The organism is Ruegeria sp. BG11, assembly GCF_056538565.1.
Window position 1 is genome coordinate 185,059 of sequence record NZ_JBQFTH010000011.1, and the last position, 17,702, is coordinate 202,760.

Annotated in this window: 19 protein-coding genes; 11 read left to right on the top strand and 8 right to left on the bottom strand. The window is 59.6% G+C overall.

Annotated elements, in window-relative coordinates; translation table 11 throughout:
• Positions 1-8 precede the first annotated feature (8 nt).
• Together rlmH and rsfS are read right to left on the bottom strand one after the other, a co-directional pair.
• Positions 9-479 carry a 23S rRNA (pseudouridine(1915)-N(3))-methyltransferase RlmH gene (gene rlmH, locus ACR0JF_RS18205; protein WP_170379769.1) on the bottom strand — a complete coding sequence of 157 codons (471 nt, stop codon included), beginning with the start codon at positions 477-479 and terminating at the stop codon, positions 9-11.
• A gap of 44 nt (positions 480-523) precedes the next feature.
• Complete coding sequence (gene rsfS / locus ACR0JF_RS18210) at positions 524-883, bottom strand: ribosome silencing factor (RefSeq protein ID WP_170379770.1); 360 nt, start codon at positions 881-883, stop codon at positions 524-526.
• A 230-nt stretch (positions 884-1,113) separates the two neighbouring features.
• On the opposite strand from rsfS, the gene ACR0JF_RS18215 reads away from it, so the two are divergent.
• From ACR0JF_RS18215 to ACR0JF_RS18240, 6 genes are all read left to right on the top strand, one after another.
• A complete protein-coding gene (locus tag ACR0JF_RS18215) occupies positions 1,114-1,221 on the top strand; it encodes an isopropylmalate isomerase (protein ID WP_152611973.1) in 108 nt (35 codons plus the stop codon).
• 43 nt (positions 1,222-1,264) lie between these two features.
• Positions 1,265-2,668 carry a 3-isopropylmalate dehydratase large subunit gene (leuC, locus tag ACR0JF_RS18220; protein WP_170661733.1) on the top strand — a complete coding sequence of 468 codons (1,404 nt, stop codon included), beginning with the start codon at positions 1,265-1,267 and terminating at the stop codon, positions 2,666-2,668.
• A gap of 37 nt (positions 2,669-2,705) precedes the next feature.
• Positions 2,706-3,260, top strand: a complete 555-nt coding sequence (locus ACR0JF_RS18225; RefSeq protein WP_170379776.1) for an HdeD family acid-resistance protein — start codon at positions 2,706-2,708, stop codon at positions 3,258-3,260.
• A gap of 42 nt (positions 3,261-3,302) precedes the next feature.
• Entirely contained in the window at positions 3,303-3,908 is a 606-nt protein-coding gene (leuD, locus tag ACR0JF_RS18230) for a 3-isopropylmalate dehydratase small subunit (protein WP_170661731.1), read from the top strand.
• A 333-nt stretch (positions 3,909-4,241) separates the two neighbouring features.
• Positions 4,242-5,072 carry a hypothetical protein gene (locus ACR0JF_RS18235; RefSeq protein WP_170661729.1) on the top strand — a complete coding sequence of 277 codons (831 nt, stop codon included), beginning with the start codon at positions 4,242-4,244 and terminating at the stop codon, positions 5,070-5,072.
• A complete protein-coding gene (locus ACR0JF_RS18240) occupies positions 5,069-6,097 on the top strand; it encodes an endonuclease/exonuclease/phosphatase family protein (RefSeq protein WP_170661727.1) in 1,029 nt (342 codons plus the stop codon). Before ACR0JF_RS18235 ends, ACR0JF_RS18240 begins: the two co-directional genes overlap by 4 nt.
• A 3-nt stretch (positions 6,098-6,100) precedes the next feature.
• On the opposite strand, the gene ACR0JF_RS18245 is transcribed toward ACR0JF_RS18240, so the two are convergent.
• Positions 6,101-6,628, bottom strand: a complete 528-nt coding sequence (locus ACR0JF_RS18245; RefSeq protein WP_480669600.1) for a redoxin domain-containing protein — start codon at positions 6,626-6,628, stop codon at positions 6,101-6,103.
• Between the two features lie 91 nt (positions 6,629-6,719).
• On the opposite strand from ACR0JF_RS18245, the gene leuB reads away from it, so the two are divergent.
• Entirely contained in the window at positions 6,720-7,823 is a 1,104-nt protein-coding gene (gene leuB / locus ACR0JF_RS18250) for a 3-isopropylmalate dehydrogenase (RefSeq protein WP_170379785.1), read from the top strand.
• 72 nt (positions 7,824-7,895) lie between these two features.
• Here leuB and ACR0JF_RS18255 read toward each other — a convergent pair whose 3' ends face one another.
• Complete coding sequence (locus ACR0JF_RS18255) at positions 7,896-10,082, bottom strand: PBP1A family penicillin-binding protein (RefSeq protein WP_170661723.1); 2,187 nt, start codon at positions 10,080-10,082, stop codon at positions 7,896-7,898.
• A gap of 260 nt (positions 10,083-10,342) precedes the next feature.
• Here ACR0JF_RS18255 and ACR0JF_RS18260 point away from each other — a divergent pair, with 260 nt between their 5' ends.
• From ACR0JF_RS18260 to ACR0JF_RS18270, 3 genes are all read left to right on the top strand, one after another.
• Positions 10,343-10,681, top strand: coding sequence for a P-II family nitrogen regulator (locus ACR0JF_RS18260; RefSeq protein ID WP_170379789.1), 339 nt, complete (start codon positions 10,343-10,345; stop codon positions 10,679-10,681).
• Between the two features lie 34 nt (positions 10,682-10,715).
• Complete coding sequence (locus tag ACR0JF_RS18265; protein WP_170555187.1) at positions 10,716-12,029, top strand: ammonium transporter; 1,314 nt, start codon at positions 10,716-10,718, stop codon at positions 12,027-12,029.
• Positions 12,030-12,186: 157 nt separating this feature from the next.
• A complete protein-coding gene (locus tag ACR0JF_RS18270; RefSeq protein ID WP_170662008.1) occupies positions 12,187-12,552 on the top strand; it encodes a SpoIIAA family protein in 366 nt (121 codons plus the stop codon).
• Between the two features lie 56 nt (positions 12,553-12,608).
• Here ACR0JF_RS18270 and ACR0JF_RS18275 read toward each other — a convergent pair whose 3' ends face one another.
• The 4 genes from ACR0JF_RS18275 to ACR0JF_RS18290 form a co-directional block, all read right to left on the bottom strand.
• Positions 12,609-13,793: an amino acid aminotransferase gene (locus ACR0JF_RS18275; protein ID WP_170661721.1), complete on the bottom strand. Its 1,185-nt coding sequence runs from the start codon at positions 13,791-13,793 to the stop codon at positions 12,609-12,611.
• Positions 13,793-14,647, bottom strand: a complete 855-nt coding sequence (sseA, locus tag ACR0JF_RS18280; RefSeq protein WP_170379797.1) for a 3-mercaptopyruvate sulfurtransferase — start codon at positions 14,645-14,647, stop codon at positions 13,793-13,795. Before sseA ends, ACR0JF_RS18275 begins: the two co-directional genes overlap by 1 nt.
• Before the next feature lie 70 nt (positions 14,648-14,717).
• Positions 14,718-14,990, bottom strand: a complete 273-nt coding sequence (locus ACR0JF_RS18285; protein ID WP_170379799.1) for a CBU_0592 family membrane protein — start codon at positions 14,988-14,990, stop codon at positions 14,718-14,720.
• Between the two features lie 24 nt (positions 14,991-15,014).
• Positions 15,015-15,569, bottom strand: coding sequence for a helix-turn-helix domain-containing protein (locus ACR0JF_RS18290; RefSeq protein ID WP_170379801.1), 555 nt, complete (start codon positions 15,567-15,569; stop codon positions 15,015-15,017).
• Between the two features lie 106 nt (positions 15,570-15,675).
• Here ACR0JF_RS18290 and ilvD point away from each other — a divergent pair, with 106 nt between their 5' ends.
• Complete coding sequence (gene ilvD / locus ACR0JF_RS18295) at positions 15,676-17,508, top strand: dihydroxy-acid dehydratase (RefSeq protein WP_170661719.1); 1,833 nt, start codon at positions 15,676-15,678, stop codon at positions 17,506-17,508.
• Positions 17,509-17,702 lie beyond the last annotated feature (194 nt).

Here is a 17,702-nt window from a genome sequence, read left to right on the forward strand (position 1 = left end):
GACCCGTTTCAGACCCGGTGATAGGGGCCGCCCGACAAGATGGTTGCGGCCCGGTAGAGTTGCTCGGCCAACATCACACGGACCAGCATATGGGGCCAGACCATGGACCCGAATGAGATGGAAAAATCTGCCTCGGCGCGCAATGAGGGGTCAATTCCGTCTGCTCCGCCGATGATCAGTGCCAGATCCTGCCGCCCGGCGTCGCGCCAGTTCCCCAGCTTTTGGGCAAAATCGGGTGAGGACATAAGCCGTCCACGCTCATCCAGCGTACAGATCACCGCTCCTTTGGGCAGCGCCTTGCGCAGCAACCCGGCCTCGGCGCCCATCCCTGCGTTTTTCTTGTCTTCAACCTCGATCACCCGCGCAGGACCAAGGCCCAAGCCACGGCCGGTGCGGTCAAAACGGGTCAGGTAATCGTCAAGCAGGGTTTTCTCGGGTCCGGCGCGCAATCGCCCGACCGCAACTATGCTGATACGCATATCTCTCTCGCCTCCGGCCCTTCAATAAAGGCCGGGATGGCGCCTCAGTTGGCTGAGGCGCTGCCGCCCGCAGGCTGCCACATCTTTTCCAGCTGGTAGAATTCACGTACTTCGGGGCGGAAGATATGGACAATTACGTCGCCCGTATCGATCAACACCCAGTCGCCGGCATCCTTGCCTTCGACCTTCGAGGTAAAACCGAATTCCTGCTTGATGCGATCCGTCAGCTTTTCCGCCATGGCTGCCACCTGACGAGTCGACCGACCCGAGGCAATCACCATGTGATCCGCAACAGAAGACTTACCTTGCAGGTTGATCTGCACGACGTCTTCGGCCTTGTCGTCGGAAAGTGAGGAAAGGATACGCTCAAGCAGCTTGTCGCTGATTGACTGAGAGTGGGCCATTACACTGGCCCCGTCATCGGCGGGCAAACCCGCCTGGGTATGTAGAGACAGGACATAGTCCTCCTTTGCTGCGCGCCGTAAAACCCGGCGCAGGGTAAATTCAAGGTAGCAAGCGACCCATGACATTTCAATGAAGCACGCCTGATGCCTCGCATGAATGTGCCCTGATGGCATCTGGGGGCCTTACAAGACCTTGATAGACTCGGCCAGTGTCTATATCTGACCGGAATATGAGACTCAATGTAGCCCAACTTCAGAATCTGGAAGACCGCGCGCGGTTGCGCGAACGGTTCTATGGGGCTGCCCGCACGGTTCTGGCCCGCCTATCGGCGGCCTAAGCCACCTCGCCAGCTATTTCTCATTACATACGGGAGAGGACCGATGTCCCCCAAAACACTCTATGACAAGATCTGGGATGCCCATGTCGCGCATGAAGCCGATGATGGCACCTGCCTGCTTTATATCGACCGCCACCTGGTTCACGAAGTAACCAGCCCGCAGGCGTTCGAAGGCCTGCGCATGGCGGGCCGCAAGGTGCGCGCGCCGGAAAAAACGATTGCCGTGCCGGACCACAACGTTCCGACCACACCAGACCGCGTGAACGGGATCGAAAACCCCGAATCGCGCATTCAAGTCGAAGCGCTGGACAAGAACGCCAAGGATTTTGGCATTCACTACTACCCGGTGCATGACGTGCGTCAGGGCATCGTCCACATTGTCGGCCCTGAGCAAGGCTGGACCCTGCCCGGCATGACCGTTGTTTGCGGCGACAGCCATACCGCCACCCACGGCGCGTTTGGTGCTCTGGCTCACGGCATTGGTACGTCCGAGGTTGAGCACGTTCTGGCCACCCAGACCCTGATCCAGAAGAAGTCCAAGAACATGAAGGTCGAGATCACCGGCAAATTGCAGCCGGGCGTGACCGCGAAGGATATCACTCTGGCCGTAATTGGTGAGACCGGCACCGCTGGCGGCACCGGCTATGTCATCGAATATTGCGGCGAAGCGATCCGTGATCTTTCGATGGAAGGCCGTATGACCGTCTGCAACATGGCGATCGAAGGCGGCGCGCGCGCCGGCCTGATCGCGCCGGACGAAACCACGTTTGAATATGTCAAAGGCCGCCCGCATGCTCCGAAAGGCGTTCAGTGGGAAGCTGCGCTGGATTGGTGGAAAACGCTCTACACCGACGAAGGCGCGCATTTTGACAAGGTCATCACCCTGCGCGGCGAAGATATCGCGCCGGTCGTTACTTGGGGCACCAGCCCAGAGGACGTGCTGCCGATCACCGCGACCGTCCCGCACCCTGAGGACTTCGAGGGCGGTAAGGTCGATGCAGCCCGCCGTTCGATCGAATATATGGGTCTGGAAGCCGGTCAGAAGCTGAGCGATGTCGAGGTCGACACCGTCTTTATCGGATCCTGCACCAACGGCCGCATCGAAGATCTGCGCGCCGCCGCGGAAATTCTGAAGGGCAAGAAGATCAAGGACGGCATGCGCGCCATGGTCGTGCCGGGTTCGGGCCTTGTCCGCGCTCAGGCCGAAGAAGAAGGCCTTGCCGAGATTTTCAAAGAGGCCGGTTTCGAATGGCGTCTGGCGGGATGCTCGATGTGTCTGGCGATGAACCCCGACCAGCTGCAACCGGGCGAGCGCTGTGCCGCAACCTCGAACCGCAATTTCGAAGGTCGTCAGGGGCGTGGTGGGCGGACTCACCTGCTGAGCCCGGCAATGGCTGCCGCTGCGGCAATCACAGGACGGCTGACAGACGTCCGTGAATTGATGTAAGGTCCCCTCATATCTAGATATTTGAGGGATTGAACAAATGAGTGACTGGATCAAATGGCTCCTGCTGGGGCTCCTATCCATAGCGTTCGGTATCTTTGTGCTGGGCGCACCTGTCGTGGCATCTGTCGCCGTGACGGTGGTAACCGGCGTGTTGCTGCTGATCTCGGGCGTGCTGCAGGTTGTTGGCGGCTTCACGGTTGAAGGCGTTGGCAACAAAATCCTGTCACTCATCATGGGTGCGGTCATGCTGTTTCTGGGCTGGTCCTTTCTGGATCACCCGTTGCAGGGCACGCTGACGCTGGCGACTGTGATGCTGATCCTGTTCATGGCAGGCGGCATCGCGCGGATCATTCTGTCGTTCCAGATGAAGGGAACGCAGTTTTTCTGGCCCACGATGATCTCGGGCATCTTGTCGATCGTCCTCGCGGGCATCATCTGGAGCTATGTCGGGCAGCAACCGCAGGCCCTTCTGAGCATTCTGGGGATCTTCCTGGGCATCGAGATGCTGTTTAACGGGTTCGGATTGGTCTTCATGGCGTTCTTCGTCAAGAACGCACCCAAAGACGAAACAACTGAAGCGAAAGAAGCTTAAACGCGAGGCACGGGCGCGGCCCTACCCCGCAGGAGTGTAGACATGGAAAAGTTTGACAAAGTCCACGGGGTGGCCGCCCCAATGCCACTGATCAATATCGACACCGATATGATCATCCCCAAAGTTCACCTGAAGACCATCAAACGGTCCGGCCTCGGCGTCGTTTTGTTTGACGAGATGCGCTATCACGAGGACGGGCAGGAAAACGAAGAGTTCGTGTTGAACAAACCCGCCTATCGTCAGACTGAGATTCTGGTGGCCGGCGACAATTTCGGCTGCGGATCCTCGCGCGAACACGCACCTTGGGCGATCAAGGATTTCGGCATCAAAGTCGTGATCTCAACCAGCTTCGCCGACATCTTCTTCAACAACTGCTTCAAGAACGGCATCCTGCCCATCGTAGTTGAAGAAGAGCACCACGCGGTTCTGATGGATGACGCGCATAAGGGTGAAAACGCCCGCATGACCGTGCATCTGGAAGATCAGAAGATTACCACTTCGGACGGTGTTGAGATCACCTTCGACATCGACCCGCACCGCAAGCACTGCCTGCTGAACGGTCTGGACGATATCGGCCTGACGATGGAAAAAGACCATCACATCGACAAGTTCGAGGATCACGCCGGTCAGGCCCGTCCCTGGGTGTGATTCTGGGGACGAATCTGTTGATACTCAACCTAACGGAGTCGCCAAGGCGGCTCCGTTCGCATTCTTGGGGTTGAAAATCAGAGAAACACAACATGTAGGTCTCAAATTGAGATACACGTCGGATTTGCGTCGAAATTGATGCAATCCCGCACCAGTTGCGCCATCATTTTGCCCGAAATCACGTGTTATCTGCACCCTGGCTTGAGCGAATTACCGCTTATCGTCCATGTTTGGTCGAAAGAGGTATCCGTCATAAAACGCAGGCGACGGGCGCAAGTTGGAATGAAGCCGACGTAGAATTGGCTGGTTCCGGTTTGAAAAAGGGTTCGGATAGTGATTGCACGCACGACAGGGGCGGCGATACGTGGGATTTTGGTCGCCGTTATGGTGTTAACCCCCGCGTTGTACCTGCCAGTTTCATCGACGAACGGGACCGAGGTCGTTGTCTTCCTCGCGATCCTCGCGTTCATCCTGACCTTTGCCGAATATAACTCGGCCTTCCCCAGCTTTATCGAATTCCGTGATGCGCCGCCCGTGAACCGTTTGCGCTTCGTTGGCCTGATGTCGATGGTCACGTTCCTGACGCTGATCTGCAAAAACGCCTATACGCCGACTGAAATGACCCGCTTTTCCTACGCGATGGGCTTGTCCGTCGCGAATGTAGTCGATTTTCCCTATTCACCGGTTCGGCTGATCGTTTTGATGCTGCCCGCAGACGCTGCCCAGCCTCTGGTTGAGCTTGTGCGCGTCGCTGCCAGCATCGCCTACATGGCTGCGCTGGTGACCATCGCAAGCTTTGCCTATGCAGTGAAACTGCGCGGCTGGCCGACCGGAAACGGGGCGTTCAATGTGTGGACAAACCTGCCTCTGTTCGACCCAACCAAGGGCGGTGACGTGGTAACACGCCTGCAGCGCGATGGGCGCCTGAACATCTGCATCGGCATCCTGTTGCCGTTCCTGATCCCGGCAGTGATGAAGCTGCTGACAAATGTCTTACTCCCGATCTCGCTGAGCAACCCTCAGACCCTGATCTGGACCATGTGCGCTTGGGCGTTCCTGCCCGCAAGCATGATCATGCGCGGCATGGCGACCCTTCGGATTGCCGGGCTGATCGTCGAGAAACGCCGCGCCTATTCCACGACCGAGTCCACTCAGACCGCATGATCCGTACCTTGATCCTGCTGTTGCTGCCTCTGGCCGCACAGGCAGAGAGTCTGCGCGTTGCCACCTATAACACCGAACTCAGCCGCAAAGGCCCCGGGTTACTACTGCGCGATATTCAACGCGATGACGTGCAGGTGCAGGCCGTTGTAGATGTCCTTGTAGCGGTCCAGCCCGACATTCTGGCGTTGCAGGGGATCGACTGGGATATGGATGATCGGGCGTTGACCGCTTTGGCGGATGCGTTGCGCGCGGCCGATCTGGACTATCCCCACCTTTTTGCCGCGCAGCCCAATACCGGGATAGATAGCGGTCTGGATCTGGACGGAGACGGGCGCACCCAAGGACCGGGCGACTCACAGGGCTGGGGCTTGTTCACGGGTCATGGCGGGCTGGCCGTTCTGTCCCGCTATGAGATTGCACAGGACGAGGCAAAGGATTTTGCGTCCGTGTTGTGGTCAGAACTTCCGGGTGCTGAACTGCCGGTTCTGAACGACGCGCCCTACCCGTCAGCGCAGGCACAGGCGGTGCAGAGGCTGTCCTCCACCGGGCATTGGGTGGTTCCCGTCACCACGCCTTTTGGTCGCCTGAACTTGATGACCTTCCACGCCACCCCTCCAGTTTTCGACGGGCCAGAGGACCGCAATGGCCTGCGCAATCGCGATGAGATCCGGTTCTGGTCCCTGCTGCTCGACGGTCAACTTGGCCCCGCCCCGGAAGGCTCCTTTGTCATCGCCGGCGACGCCAATCTGGACCCCGGCAAGAGCGACGGACGCACCGAGACCATCGCCGCGCTTCTCTCTGACCCACGCCTTCAAGACCCCCAGCCCAAGACCGCAGAGGGCGACGCCGCAACTGTAAACTGGAAAGCCGTCGGAGAGCTGAGGGTGGACTATGTCCTGCCCTCAGCCGACATACAGGTCATCGATTCAGGCGTATTCTGGCCCAACCCTGGGGACCCGATGCGCGAGACCGCCCAGCGCGCCAGCCGTCACCGGCTGGTGTGGGTCGATGTCGCGCTGCCATAAGGCCTAGAGCGGGCCTGTGTGGGTACCACGCGCAGGATAGTTGTTGCCGAGGGTGAATTTCAGACCGCCAACAATATCCGCCATCGCCGGGCGTCCAAATGGCGTTGTCTGCTGCCACGCGTAATACAGCGTCCGGTCCGTAGCGATATAGAAATGCCCCGGCTCGGCAAAGAAAGCGGGCTCGGCACTGCCTTCACGTGCGGTTGAGATGTTCAGACCCCAATCCTCTCGCGCGGCGGCCAGCGGCAGGCTGTGCCCGACACGCAGACGGGACACACCGGCCTTTTCAGCAGCCTCGGCCGCGCGGTCGGCGGTATCGGTGGTGATCATGATGACCTCGACGCCCAGCGTGGCAAAATCATCCAGCGCCGCTTCGACCTCGGTCATCTGCCTGATGCAGATCGGGCAATGCAATCCCCGATACTGGATCACCAGCGTTCCGTTTTCGCCTTTGTCGGCCTCAAGATCGAACACCCCGTGCCCGACTGTTTCAATTTTTAGGCCTGGGACGGGATTTCCCGGTGTCAACATGTATTTTCCTCGTGATTCACTCGGATCGTCTCATTGACCCGGTGCCGCGCAGACGCTAGGCCCTTTGCGACAAAACGCAAGGAGACTGTCGATGTCCAACCCCTCGCTCCTCATCCTGCCCGGAGACGGAATTGGCCCGGAAGTTATGGCCGAAGTGCGCAGAATCATCTCATGGTTCGACACCAATCGCGGCCTTCACTTTGACGTGAGCGAGGATCTGGTCGGCGGTGCGGCCTATGACGCCCATGGCAAACCCCTTTCGGATGAGACCATGGCCAAAGCCCAAGAGGTGGACGCGGTTCTGCTGGGCGCTGTTGGCGGCCCGAAATACGACGATCTGGACTTCAGCCTGAAGCCCGAACGCGGGCTGCTGCGCCTGCGCAAGGAAATGGACCTCTATTCCAACCTGCGTCCGGCCCAGTGCTTTGATGCGCTGGCGGATTTCTCGTCGCTGAAAACCGATGTTGTGGCCGGTCTGGATATCATGATCGTGCGCGAGCTGACCTCGGGCATCTATTTCGGCGAGCCGCGAGGCATCTTCGAAGAAGGCAATGAACGTGTGGGCGTCAACACCCAGCGCTATACCGAATCTGAGATCGAACGCGCTGCGCGCTCAGCCTTTGAACTGGCGATGCGCCGGAACAAGAAGCTGTGCTCGATGGAAAAAGCCAATGTTATGGAATCGGGCATTCTGTGGCGCGAAGTGGTGAACGAGGTCGCCAAGGATTACCCTGAGGTCGAAGTCACCCACATGTATGCCGACAACGGCGCGATGCAGCTGGTGCGCGCGCCCAAACAGTTCGACGTGATCGTGACCGACAATCTGTTCGGCGACATCCTGTCGGACTGCGCCGCAATGCTGACCGGCTCGCTGGGCATGCTGCCGTCGGCGTCCTTGGGTGCCCCGATGGAGAATGGTCGTCCCAAGGCGATGTATGAGCCGGTACACGGCTCGGCCCCGGATATCGCGGGTGAAGGCAAAGCCAACCCGATCGCATGTATCCTCAGCTTTGCCATGGCGCTGCGCTACAGCTTTGATCAGGGGGCCGAGGCCGACCGTCTGGAAGCCGCGATCGAGAAAGTGCTGGCCGACGGTGTTCGCACCGCAGACCTGCTGGCCGACGAAGGCGTGACCCCGGTTTCGACCTCGGAAATGGGCGATGCAATCCTGGCGGCGCTGGACGCCAGCGTCTGATCCACATTCAGTTTACATTGAAAAAGGCGGCACATCGGGTGCCGCCTTTTTTTGTGCATGGACAGCAGCGCGTTAGTTCCCGCCGAAGATATCCCGGATCAGGTTGTTGATGGCGCGCTCGAATCCTCCGCCCTGTTTACGGCGGGGCTGAGGTTGCGCGACCTGCACAGGCGGTTCTGGCGCGATCATCGGCAGAGGCGTGGGCATCATCCCTTCGGTCACGCGCAGCATCGTCTCTTTCCAGATTTCGGCCGGCAGCCCGCCTCCGGTGACACCGGACAGGGGCGTGTTGTCGTCGTATCCCATCCAGACACCCGCCACGTAGTCGGCCGTGAACCCGATGAACCACGCATCCCGCGCTGCCTGCGTCGTTCCGGTCTTGCCCGCCACCTGCCACCCCGGCAGTTGGGCGCGCCCACCTGTGCCCTCGGACACCACACGTTCCATCATCCAGATCAGTTCCTTGGCGGCTTTGTCATTGATCACCCGCTCACCAATCCCTGTAGTCGTCACCATCACCGGGGTTTCATCGCCCAGCAGCTTCAACTCGGTCAGGCCGTAGGGTTCAACCGACGAGCCGCCGTTCAGAATACCCGCATAAGCGCCCGTCATCTCGATCAGCGTGCTCTCTGAGGCGCCCAGCGCCAGCGCGGGGCCTTGCGCCAGATCGCTGGCGATCCCGAAACCGGTGGCCACGGTACGCACATTATCTAAGCCCGAAATCTCGGCCACTTTCACCGCCGGAATGTTCAGTGAGTTCTTGAGCGCATCCGCCAGCGTGACCTGCCCGTAGTATTTGTTGGTGTAGTTCTTGGGGCACCACTGCCCCGATCCGGGAATGTTCACGCAGTAGGGCTCATCCATCACCGTGTCATAGGGCGAATACCCAAGCTCCAACGCAGTGGCATAGACGAAAGGCTTGAACGACGACCCGGTCTGCCGCAGCGCCTGTGTCGCGCGGTTGAACGCGCCCGAGACGCGGGTTTTGCGGCCGCCGACCATGGCGCGCACCGCCCCATCCGCTGACATCACGACAATCGCGGCCTGCGCTTTTGATCCTTCCCGGACCTTCTCCTGAAAGATGAATTGCAGCGCCTCTTCCGCCGAGGTCTGGATGCGCGGATCTAATGTCGTGCGGATCACCACATCCTCGGTGGTATTGCGGGTGAAGAACTCTGGCCCGCTGGCCATGACCCAATCGGCGAAATAACCGCCTGCACGCGCGGCGGCGGCCTCGGAGAGTTGCGCAGGACGGGCACGCGCTTCACTGGCCTGTGCGCCGGACAGGTATCCCTGCGCCTCCATCAGCCCGACTACAAGTCGCGCGCGATCCTGCGAGCGTTGCAGGTTGTTCGTCGGCGCATAGCGCGATGGGGCCACCAGAAGACCGGCCAGCATCGCGGCTTCTGCCGGAGAGACCTCGGCCGCAGATTTTCCGAAATAGCGCTGGCTGGCCGCTTCGAACCCACGTGCGCCAGCCCCCAGGAATGCGCGGTTCAGGTAGATCGTCAGGATTTCGTCCTTGGAGTATTTCACCTCCATCGCCAGGGCATAAATCGCCTCTTTGCCCTTGCGCCAGAGCGAGCCCTGACGGCAATCCGCCTCATAAGCGGCCTCCGACTCCCACGCGGCAGGGTCGTAAGGTACGCCCAGACACAGCAGCTTGGCCGTCTGCTGCGTGATGGTCGAGCCGCCATGGCCCGAGAGCGGACCGCGCCCTTCGCTCAGGTTGATGCGAACAGCGCTGGCCACACCGCGCGGGCTGACGCCGAAATGGCGGTAGAACCGTTTATCCTCGGTCGCGATGACGGCGTTCTTGAGGTGGGGTGAAACGGTATCGGCGGTGATCACCCCGCCAAACTGGTCCCCGCGCCAGGCAAAGACCTTGCCATCGCGGTCCAGCATCGTTACCGACCCGCGCGCGCGACCATCCAGCAAGGCATCGACATCGGGCAGCGAGGTATAGACCACCCCAACCGCCAGCGCGATCAGCATGGCGACCACGGCCCCAACGCGCCATGTCACGCCCCAGACCAGACGCCAGATCCAGCGGAACAGACGACGGAAAAAACCACCACCATTGCCGCCCGGCCGCTTGCGCGTTTTCTTCCGTGCCGTCTTGCGCGTCGTGGTTTTTCGGGCGGTCGACTTCTTGCCCGCAGGCTTGGCAGCCCGCTTGGTCGTCGAAGGTTTGCGCGCCTTCGAAGGGTATCTTTTATCCGCGACCAGTGTCGGTTTGCGGCGTTTGGACTCAGACATGCTCAAACTCTGCCCGTTTATACTTTTGCCTCACCATACCCTGACGTCCCGCCTATGTTGAGGTCCGATTTTCCGGAACTACCCTTCCCATTTTCGCCTATTTTTTAATCACCAAGCACTATTTGTGCAAAAATTGTGCAATATTGCGTCATTTTCAGTCGGTTTCACGTCGGGGAATCGTTCCTTAACGCCCCGACACGCGCTCTTTTTCTGCACGTGCAAACAAGCCGGCCCGATCCGGAGTAGTAGAGGGGACAGACGTGAAACTGATCATTGCGACAATCAAGCCGTTCAAGCTCGAGGAGGTGCGCGAGGCACTGACCGAAGCGGGCGTACGCGGCATGATGGTGACCGAAATCAAGGGCTTCGGCTCGCAATCCGGTCACACTGAAATCTACCGTGGCGCGGAATACGCCGTGAACTTCGTACCCAAGATCAAGCTTGAGATCGTGGTACCTGCAACGATGGCCGATCAGATCGTTGAAACCATCACCAACACCGCCAAGACCGGCAAGATCGGTGACGGCAAGATTTTCGTCCTCGATGTCGAGCAGGCCATGCGCGTGCGAACCGGGGAAACGAACGAAGAGGCGCTGTAAGGCGCCCACACTCACTATCATTCGAGGACTGACTATGAACCTGATGAAATCTCTCATCCCTGCTGCCGCGATTGTCGCGCTGCCGCAGATGGGTCTGGCGCAAGAGGCTGCCGCCGAAGGCGAAGCTGCGCTGCACACCCAGTATATCTTCACGACCCTGCTGTTCCTGATGGCGGGATTCCTGGTCTTCTTCATGGCGGCAGGCTTTGCCATGCTGGAAGGCGGTTTGGTGCGTTCCAAGAACGTGGCCATGCAGATGATCAAGAACGTGGCGCTGTTCTCCATCGCCGCGATCATGTATTGGCTGGTTGGCTTCAACACGATGTACCCGGGCGACTTCAATGGCTTCTTTGCAATTGGCGGCCCAACCGTGCTGGACCCGGTTGGCGTTGACCCTGCCGAGGCTGCTTTGGACTATGCCTCGATCGGGTCGGACTTCTTCTTCCAGCTGGTCTTTGTGGCTGCAACCGCGTCCATCGTGTCGGGTGCCGTGGCCGAGCGGATCAAGCTGTTCCCCTTCCTGATCTTCGTAGTCGTGCTGACCGGTATCCTGTACCCGATCTCGGGCTCCTGGCAGTGGGGCGGCGGCTGGTTGTCTGAAGCTGGCTTCTCGGATTTCGCTGGTTCGACCGTCGTACACTCGGTCGGTGGCTGGGCAGCCCTGGCAGGCGTTATCGTTCTGGGCCCGCGTATCGGCAAGTACAAGGACGGCAAAGTGCATCCGATGCCCGGTTCGAACCTGGCGCTGGCCACTTTGGGTACGTTCATCCTGTGGCTGGGTTGGTTCGGCTTCAACGGCGGCTCGCAGCTGGCGATGGGCACCGTGGGTGACGTAACAGACGTTTCGCGCATCTTTGCCAACACCAACATGGCCGCCGCTTCGGGTGCTGTTACAGCCCTGATCCTGACCCAACTGCTGTACAAAAAGCCTGACCTGACCATGGTCCTGAACGGCGCGCTTGCCGGTCTGGTTTCGATCACCGCTGAACCTCTGGCCCCGACCCTGTTCGGTGCGCTGTGGATCGGTGCAGTTGGCGGTATCATCGTGGTCTTCACTGTCCCGATGCTGGACAAATTCAAGCTGGACGATGTTGTTGGCGCAATTCCGGTTCACCTGTTCGCAGGTATCTGGGGCACCATCGCCGTCATCTTCTACGGCGAGGCGTCCCTGGGCACCCAGTTGCTGGGTATCGCGGCCTACGGTGTGTTCACCTTTGTTGGCGCACTGATCCTGTGGACCATCCTGAAAGCCATCGTTGGCATCCGCGTCAGCGAAGAGGACGAGATCAACGGCCTCGACATGGCAGAGCTGGGTATGGAAGCTTACCCCGAGTTCTCGAAAGGGTAAGTGCCGCCTACAACACCTTTGAAATGGCTCGGCGCAATGCCGGGCCATTTTGCTTTTGGTTGATCCCTTGCACCCTCAACTCTGGTATATGGCTGAACACTGGACACAGCCGACCAATCAACGGTCGCAAAGACGTACATCAGATCGGGAGAGAGTTATGTACAAGGTGCTGGACCAAAGCGAGGGCAATATCCTCGGCCTAGAAATTGCCGGCAAAATCGACATCACGCAGGAACGTGAGTTGATCGAAAAAGCCGAAGACATACTAAAAGATCACGCCAAGATCAGCGTGCTCGTGGTCGTTGACAAAGGGGTCTCTGCCACATTTGAGGCCGCAATGACTGATCTGAAATGGATCATCAAGAATATGAAAAAACTTGGTAAGCTGGCGATTGTCGCTGACAGCGTGTTCTTGGGTCACCTGGTCGAGATCGACGCGAAATTTGCCGCCATGCTCGATATCGGTGAAAAGCACTTTACCACCGACGAACTTGATAAAGCCTGGGCTTGGATCAAGTCCTGACCGCCAAAGCAAGAAAGCCGCGAATTTCGCGGCTTTCTTGTTTTCCAAAGGGTGGCTTAGCAGCCCACATCCACGATCGCTTTTGCCAAAATGGGCACTGTGTTTGCGTTCAGACCGGCGATGTTCAGGCGGCTGTCGCCGACCATGTAGATCCCGTGGTCCGCACGCAGTTTCTCAACCAGCTCAGGTGCTGCACCCAGACGTGAGAACATACCGCGGTGTTGGGCGACAAAGCTGAACCGATCCGACCCGGTCAGGCGCTGAAGCTCATCCGCCAGTTGCTGACGCAGGCCCAGCATGGACAGGCGGACTTCTTCCAACTCGGCCTGCCAATCGGCACGCAAGGCGTCATCGGTCAGGATCGTGGTTACAACGCGCGCGCCGTGATCCGGCGGGAACGAGTAGTTCTGGCGATTCAGGAAGGCCAACGTCGATTGGTTCAGCGAGGTCTGCGCCGCGTCATCGCTGATCGCCATCAGAAGGCCGGTACGTTCACGGTACACGCCGAAGTTCTTCGAGCAGGACGCCGCGATCAGGCAGCGCTTGACCGACGATGCCACCAGACGGGTGGCCTGCGCGTCTTCCTCAAGACCGTCACCGAAACCCTGATAGGCGATGTCGATCATCGCCACGAGGCCCAGTTCGTTGATCAGGTTCACAACCTCTTGCCACTGCATCAGGTTCAGGTTCGCGCCGGTGGGGTTGTGGCAGCAACCATGCAGCAGAACCACGTCGCCCGCCTTGGCAGTTTTCAGGTCCTCGATCATGCCATCGAAATCGACGCCACGGGTTTCGCCGTCGAAGTAGCGATACTGGACAGTCTCCATGCCCAGATAATTCAGGATCGACAGGTGGTTCGGCCATGTCGGGTTCGACACGAATACGCGGGCCTCGGGGTTGGCCATGCGGATCATCTCGAACGCCTGACGGCAGGCACCGGTGCCACCCGGGGTCGCAACGGCGGCAATATTAGCGCGCGGTACTGCGTCGCCGAGGATCAGGCCGATCATCGCATCGGCATAGGCCGGATCACCTGCCAGACCGGTATAGGCTTTGGTCTCCTGCTCTTCGAGAATGCGCTTTTCGGCGGCCTTAACGGCGCGCATCACCGGGGTCACGCCCTCGGCATTCTTGTAGACGCCGACGCCCAGATCAATCTTCTGGTCACGCGGGTCTTCACGGTACATCTGCATCAGCGCCAGGATCTTGTCGGCTGGCTGCGGCTTGAGGTTCTCGAACATCAGTTCTCTCCGGTTGCGACAGGCAGGGTTGGGAAGGCGCCCCATTCGGCCCATGACCCGTCATAAAGCGAGTGGTCTTTTTTGCCCATGCGCTCCAGCGCAAGGCTGAGGATCGCTGCTGTCACGCCCGACCCACAGGAGGTGATCGCGGGTTTAGACAGATCCACGCCTGCGGCCTCGAATACGGCGCGGCAATCCTCGGGCGATTTCATCGTGCCGTTCTTGTTCAGCAATTGGCCGAAGGGCACGTTGCGCGATCCCGGGATGTGGCCCGAGCGCAGACCTTCGCGCGGCTCGGCCTCGGTGCCCGCGAAACGGGGGGCAGAGCGGGCGTCGATAATCTCATGATCGGCCAGCTTGGCGGCCGCCGAGACCTGGGTCACATCCCGCACCAGATGGTTCTGCACCCGCACCGTCATATGGCGATCCCGGATAACGGGTGGCAGGTCTTCGACTTCGCGCCCCTCGGCCTGCCATTTCGGTAGACCACCATCAAGAACGGCGACATTCTCTTGCCCCATCAGCCGGAACAGCCACCAGACACGCGCGGCCGACATCAGCCCGGCCCCGTCATAGACTACCACCTGATGACCATCGCCCACTCCCATAGCGCGCAGGCGCGACATGAATTTCTCGACCGGTGGGGCCATATGCGGCAGGTCCGAACGGTGGTCTGAAATGTCATCGATATCGAAGAACCGGGCGCCGGGGATATGTGCCGCGTCATATTCCGCCTTGGCATCACGGTTCTGCGCAGGCAGGTACCACGATCCATCCAGGATTCGCAGATCCGGGTCCTTCAGATGGGCGGCAAGCCAGTCGGTAGAAACGAGGGTTTTGGGATCGTCTTGCATCAAAGCCTCCCCTTTGCGCGGTTGGGTTTTCCCTATACGCGCAAAGGGCCGTATTCAAGCCGGGTTAGCGCTATTCCGCGCGCCGTTTCAGCCGGAAATACTGAATTATCCCGATCACGCTGATGACAATCCAAAACCCCTCGATCAGCATCGAGGCCAGATTGAAGTTATGCAGCAGAGAGTAGGCGATCAGCACCGACCCCAGCAGATTGATCACCGGAAAGGCCAGATCGTCGGAATTCATCATCCGCATCTGCGTTGCAAAATAGGCCGCGACCACGACAAGTGCGCCAGCTGATCCCACGGCATCCACGATAGTCAGGCTGTTCAGCACGTCCGTCATTGCAAATTATCCTGAAAGGCCGGGCTACCCGACCGAGGCCAACTCGGCCGGTTGAAAATAGTGATGCATGTTCAGAAAGGCTGCCCCATCTGGCCCAGCGCGATAGCCATGCGGCAGATCGGCGGCAAAGCGCAGTCCCTCACCGGCTTTGAGGGCGACCCATTTGCCATCCTGCAAAACTTCAAGCGCGCCGTTCAGCACAAAGACCTCCTCGGTCACCCCGGCGGCGTGGGCCGGGGATTCGTGGCTTTGATTGGCGGCCAGTTCGACATGGAAGGTCTCGGCCCCAAGGGCGGGATCGAAGGGAAAGACGATCTTGACCTGAATGCTGCCCGGAAAGGTCACGGTCCGGAACACGCCCTGCGCGCGCGCGTCCGATGTTCCGATCAAGGCGCTGAGCGGAACCTGAAACCCCTTGGCGATTTTCCACAGGGTCGCGATGGTGGGGCTTGATTCGCCACGCTCGATCTGGCCCAACATGGCTTTGCTGACACCCGTCAACTCGGCCACTTTGGACAGGCTGAGGCCCGATGCTGCCCGCACTTCTTTTAGTTTCAGCGTAATTTCGTCCGATTCCATATCCGCGCCCAACGATTTGTCTTGTGCGTTATAACGCACATGTGGTACGTGCGCTATAACGTACGCACCCCGCATATCGCAACCGGGGCAAAAGGGAAACAGCATCATGCCAATGTACCGATCCAGAACTTCTACCCATGGCCGCAACATGGCCGGTGCGCGCGGCTTGTGGCGCGCCACCGGTATGCAGGATGACGATTTCGGCAAACCGATCATCGCCATCGTCAACTCGTTCACCCAGTTCGTGCCCGGCCACGTTCACCTGAAAGACCTGGGCCAGATGGTTGCGCGCGAGGTTGAGGCCGCTGGCGGCGTCGCCAAAGAGTTCAACACCATCGCGGTAGATGACGGCATCGCCATGGGCCATGACGGCATGCTTTATTCGCTGCCCTCGCGCGAGGTGATCGCGGATTCGGTCGAATACATGGTCAACGCGCACTGTGCCGACGCGATGGTCTGCATCTCGAACTGCGACAAGATCACCCCCGGCATGCTGATGGCCGCGATGCGCCTGAACATCCCTGCGATCTTCGTCTCGGGCGGTCCGATGGAGGCCGGCAAGATCGACATCGCCGATCTGGACGTGAAGAAGATCGACTTGGTCGACGCGATGGTTGCCGCAGCGGATGACAAGTACACCGACGAACAGGTCAAACATATCGAGGAAAACGCCTGCCCCACCTGTGGCTCCTGCTCGGGCATGTTCACCGCGAACTCGATGAACTGTCTGGCTGAGGCGCTGGGTCTGGCCCTGCCGGGCAATGGCTCGACTCTGGCAACCCATTCAGACCGCAAAGAGCTGTTCCTTGAAGCCGGTCGCCGCATCGTCGAGATCACCAAACGGCACTACGATCTGGACGAGAAGGGCTTCCTGCCCCGCGAAATCGCCACCTTTGATGCGTTCGAGAACGCGATGTCGCTGGATATCGCCATGGGTGGATCGACCAACACTGTTCTGCACCTGCTGGCCATTGCCTATGAGGGCGGCGTCGATTTCAACATGTCCGACATGGACCGCCTCAGCCGCAATGTGCCGTGTCTGTGCAAGGTCGCGCCCAACACCGAGAACGTGCATATGGAGGACGTCCACCGCGCAGGCGGCATCTTCTCGATCCTCGGAGAGTTGAGCCGCGCCGGGCTTCTGCACGAAGACTGCAGCACCGTGCATTCAGCTACCATGGGCGAGGCGATTGCCAATTGGGACATCAAGGTTGCCAACAACCCGAAGGCGCAAGAGCTGTTCAAAGCGGCCCCCGGCGGGGTCCGCACCACGCAGGCCTTCAGCCAGTCAAACCGTTACAAAGCGCTGGACACCGACCGCGAAGGTGGCGTCATCCGCTCCAAGGAGCACGCCTTCAGTCAGGACGGTGGTCTTGCGGTTCTGTTCGGAAATATCGCCCGTGACGGTTGTATAGTGAAAACCGCGGGTGTGGATGAGAACATCCTCAAATTCACCGGTACGGCCTATGTCTGCGAAAGCCAGGATCAGGCGGTCAGCGACATCCTGACCGGCAAGGTGAAAGAGGGCGATGTGGTGGTTATCCGCTATGAAGGTCCGCGCGGCGGGCCGGGCATGCAGGAGATGCTGTACCCGACCTCGTACCTAAAATCCAAAGGTCTGGGCAAAGCATGCGCCCTGTTGACTGACGGTCGTTTCTCGGGCGGCACATCGGGCCTGTCGATTGGTCACGTCTCGCCTGAGGCGGCTGAAGGTGGCGTCATCGGCTTGGTGCAGACCGGCGACAAGATCGAAATCGACATCCCTGCCCGCTCGATCCATCTGTCGGTCTCGGATGAGGATCTGGCCGAACGGCGCAAGGTTCAGGACGAAAAAGGCTGGGCCCCAGCAGCGCCGCGCAAACGCAAAGTGTCCACTGCGCTGAAGGCTTATGCAAAGCTGACCACTAGCGCAGCAAAGGGAGCCGTGCGAGAGCTGTAACGCCTTCGGGAGCGAAACCCAAAGGCCCCACCCGCCCAGCGGATGGGGCCTTTTTTTGGGGCGGATGGAGCAATCCTACTGTCGGACTGTCCTCTTCGGTACACACTCATGCGACCGACACGTCTTGAGGCCCATCCATACTACAGAAACTGGCCGTCAGTTCATCGCCCACGAACGGAACGTCGAGGGACCCC

Coding starts and splice junctions, on each gene's coding strand:
- rlmH (WP_170379769.1), bottom strand. CDS start 479: ATGCGTATCAGCATAGTTGCGGTCGGGCGATTGCGCGCCGGACCCGAG.
- rsfS (WP_170379770.1), bottom strand. CDS start 883: ATGGCCCACTCTCAGTCAATCAGCGACAAGCTGCTTGAGCGTATCCTT.
- ACR0JF_RS18215 (WP_152611973.1), top strand. CDS start 1,114: ATGAGACTCAATGTAGCCCAACTTCAGAATCTGGAAGACCGCGCGCGG.
- leuC (WP_170661733.1), top strand. CDS start 1,265: ATGTCCCCCAAAACACTCTATGACAAGATCTGGGATGCCCATGTCGCG.
- ACR0JF_RS18225 (WP_170379776.1), top strand. CDS start 2,706: ATGAGTGACTGGATCAAATGGCTCCTGCTGGGGCTCCTATCCATAGCG.
- leuD (WP_170661731.1), top strand. CDS start 3,303: ATGGAAAAGTTTGACAAAGTCCACGGGGTGGCCGCCCCAATGCCACTG.
- ACR0JF_RS18240 (WP_170661727.1), top strand. CDS start 5,069: ATGATCCGTACCTTGATCCTGCTGTTGCTGCCTCTGGCCGCACAGGCA.
- ACR0JF_RS18245 (WP_480669600.1), bottom strand. CDS start 6,628: ATGTTGACACCGGGAAATCCCGTCCCAGGCCTAAAAATTGAAACAGTC.
- leuB (WP_170379785.1), top strand. CDS start 6,720: ATGTCCAACCCCTCGCTCCTCATCCTGCCCGGAGACGGAATTGGCCCG.
- ACR0JF_RS18255 (WP_170661723.1), bottom strand. CDS start 10,082: ATGTCTGAGTCCAAACGCCGCAAACCGACACTGGTCGCGGATAAAAGA.
- ACR0JF_RS18265 (WP_170555187.1), top strand. CDS start 10,716: ATGAACCTGATGAAATCTCTCATCCCTGCTGCCGCGATTGTCGCGCTG.
- ACR0JF_RS18270 (WP_170662008.1), top strand. CDS start 12,187: ATGTACAAGGTGCTGGACCAAAGCGAGGGCAATATCCTCGGCCTAGAA.
- ACR0JF_RS18275 (WP_170661721.1), bottom strand. CDS start 13,793: ATGTTCGAGAACCTCAAGCCGCAGCCAGCCGACAAGATCCTGGCGCTG.
- sseA (WP_170379797.1), bottom strand. CDS start 14,647: ATGCAAGACGATCCCAAAACCCTCGTTTCTACCGACTGGCTTGCCGCC.
- ACR0JF_RS18285 (WP_170379799.1), bottom strand. CDS start 14,990: ATGACGGACGTGCTGAACAGCCTGACTATCGTGGATGCCGTGGGATCA.
- ACR0JF_RS18290 (WP_170379801.1), bottom strand. CDS start 15,569: ATGGAATCGGACGAAATTACGCTGAAACTAAAAGAAGTGCGGGCAGCA.
- ilvD (WP_170661719.1), top strand. CDS start 15,676: ATGCCAATGTACCGATCCAGAACTTCTACCCATGGCCGCAACATGGCC.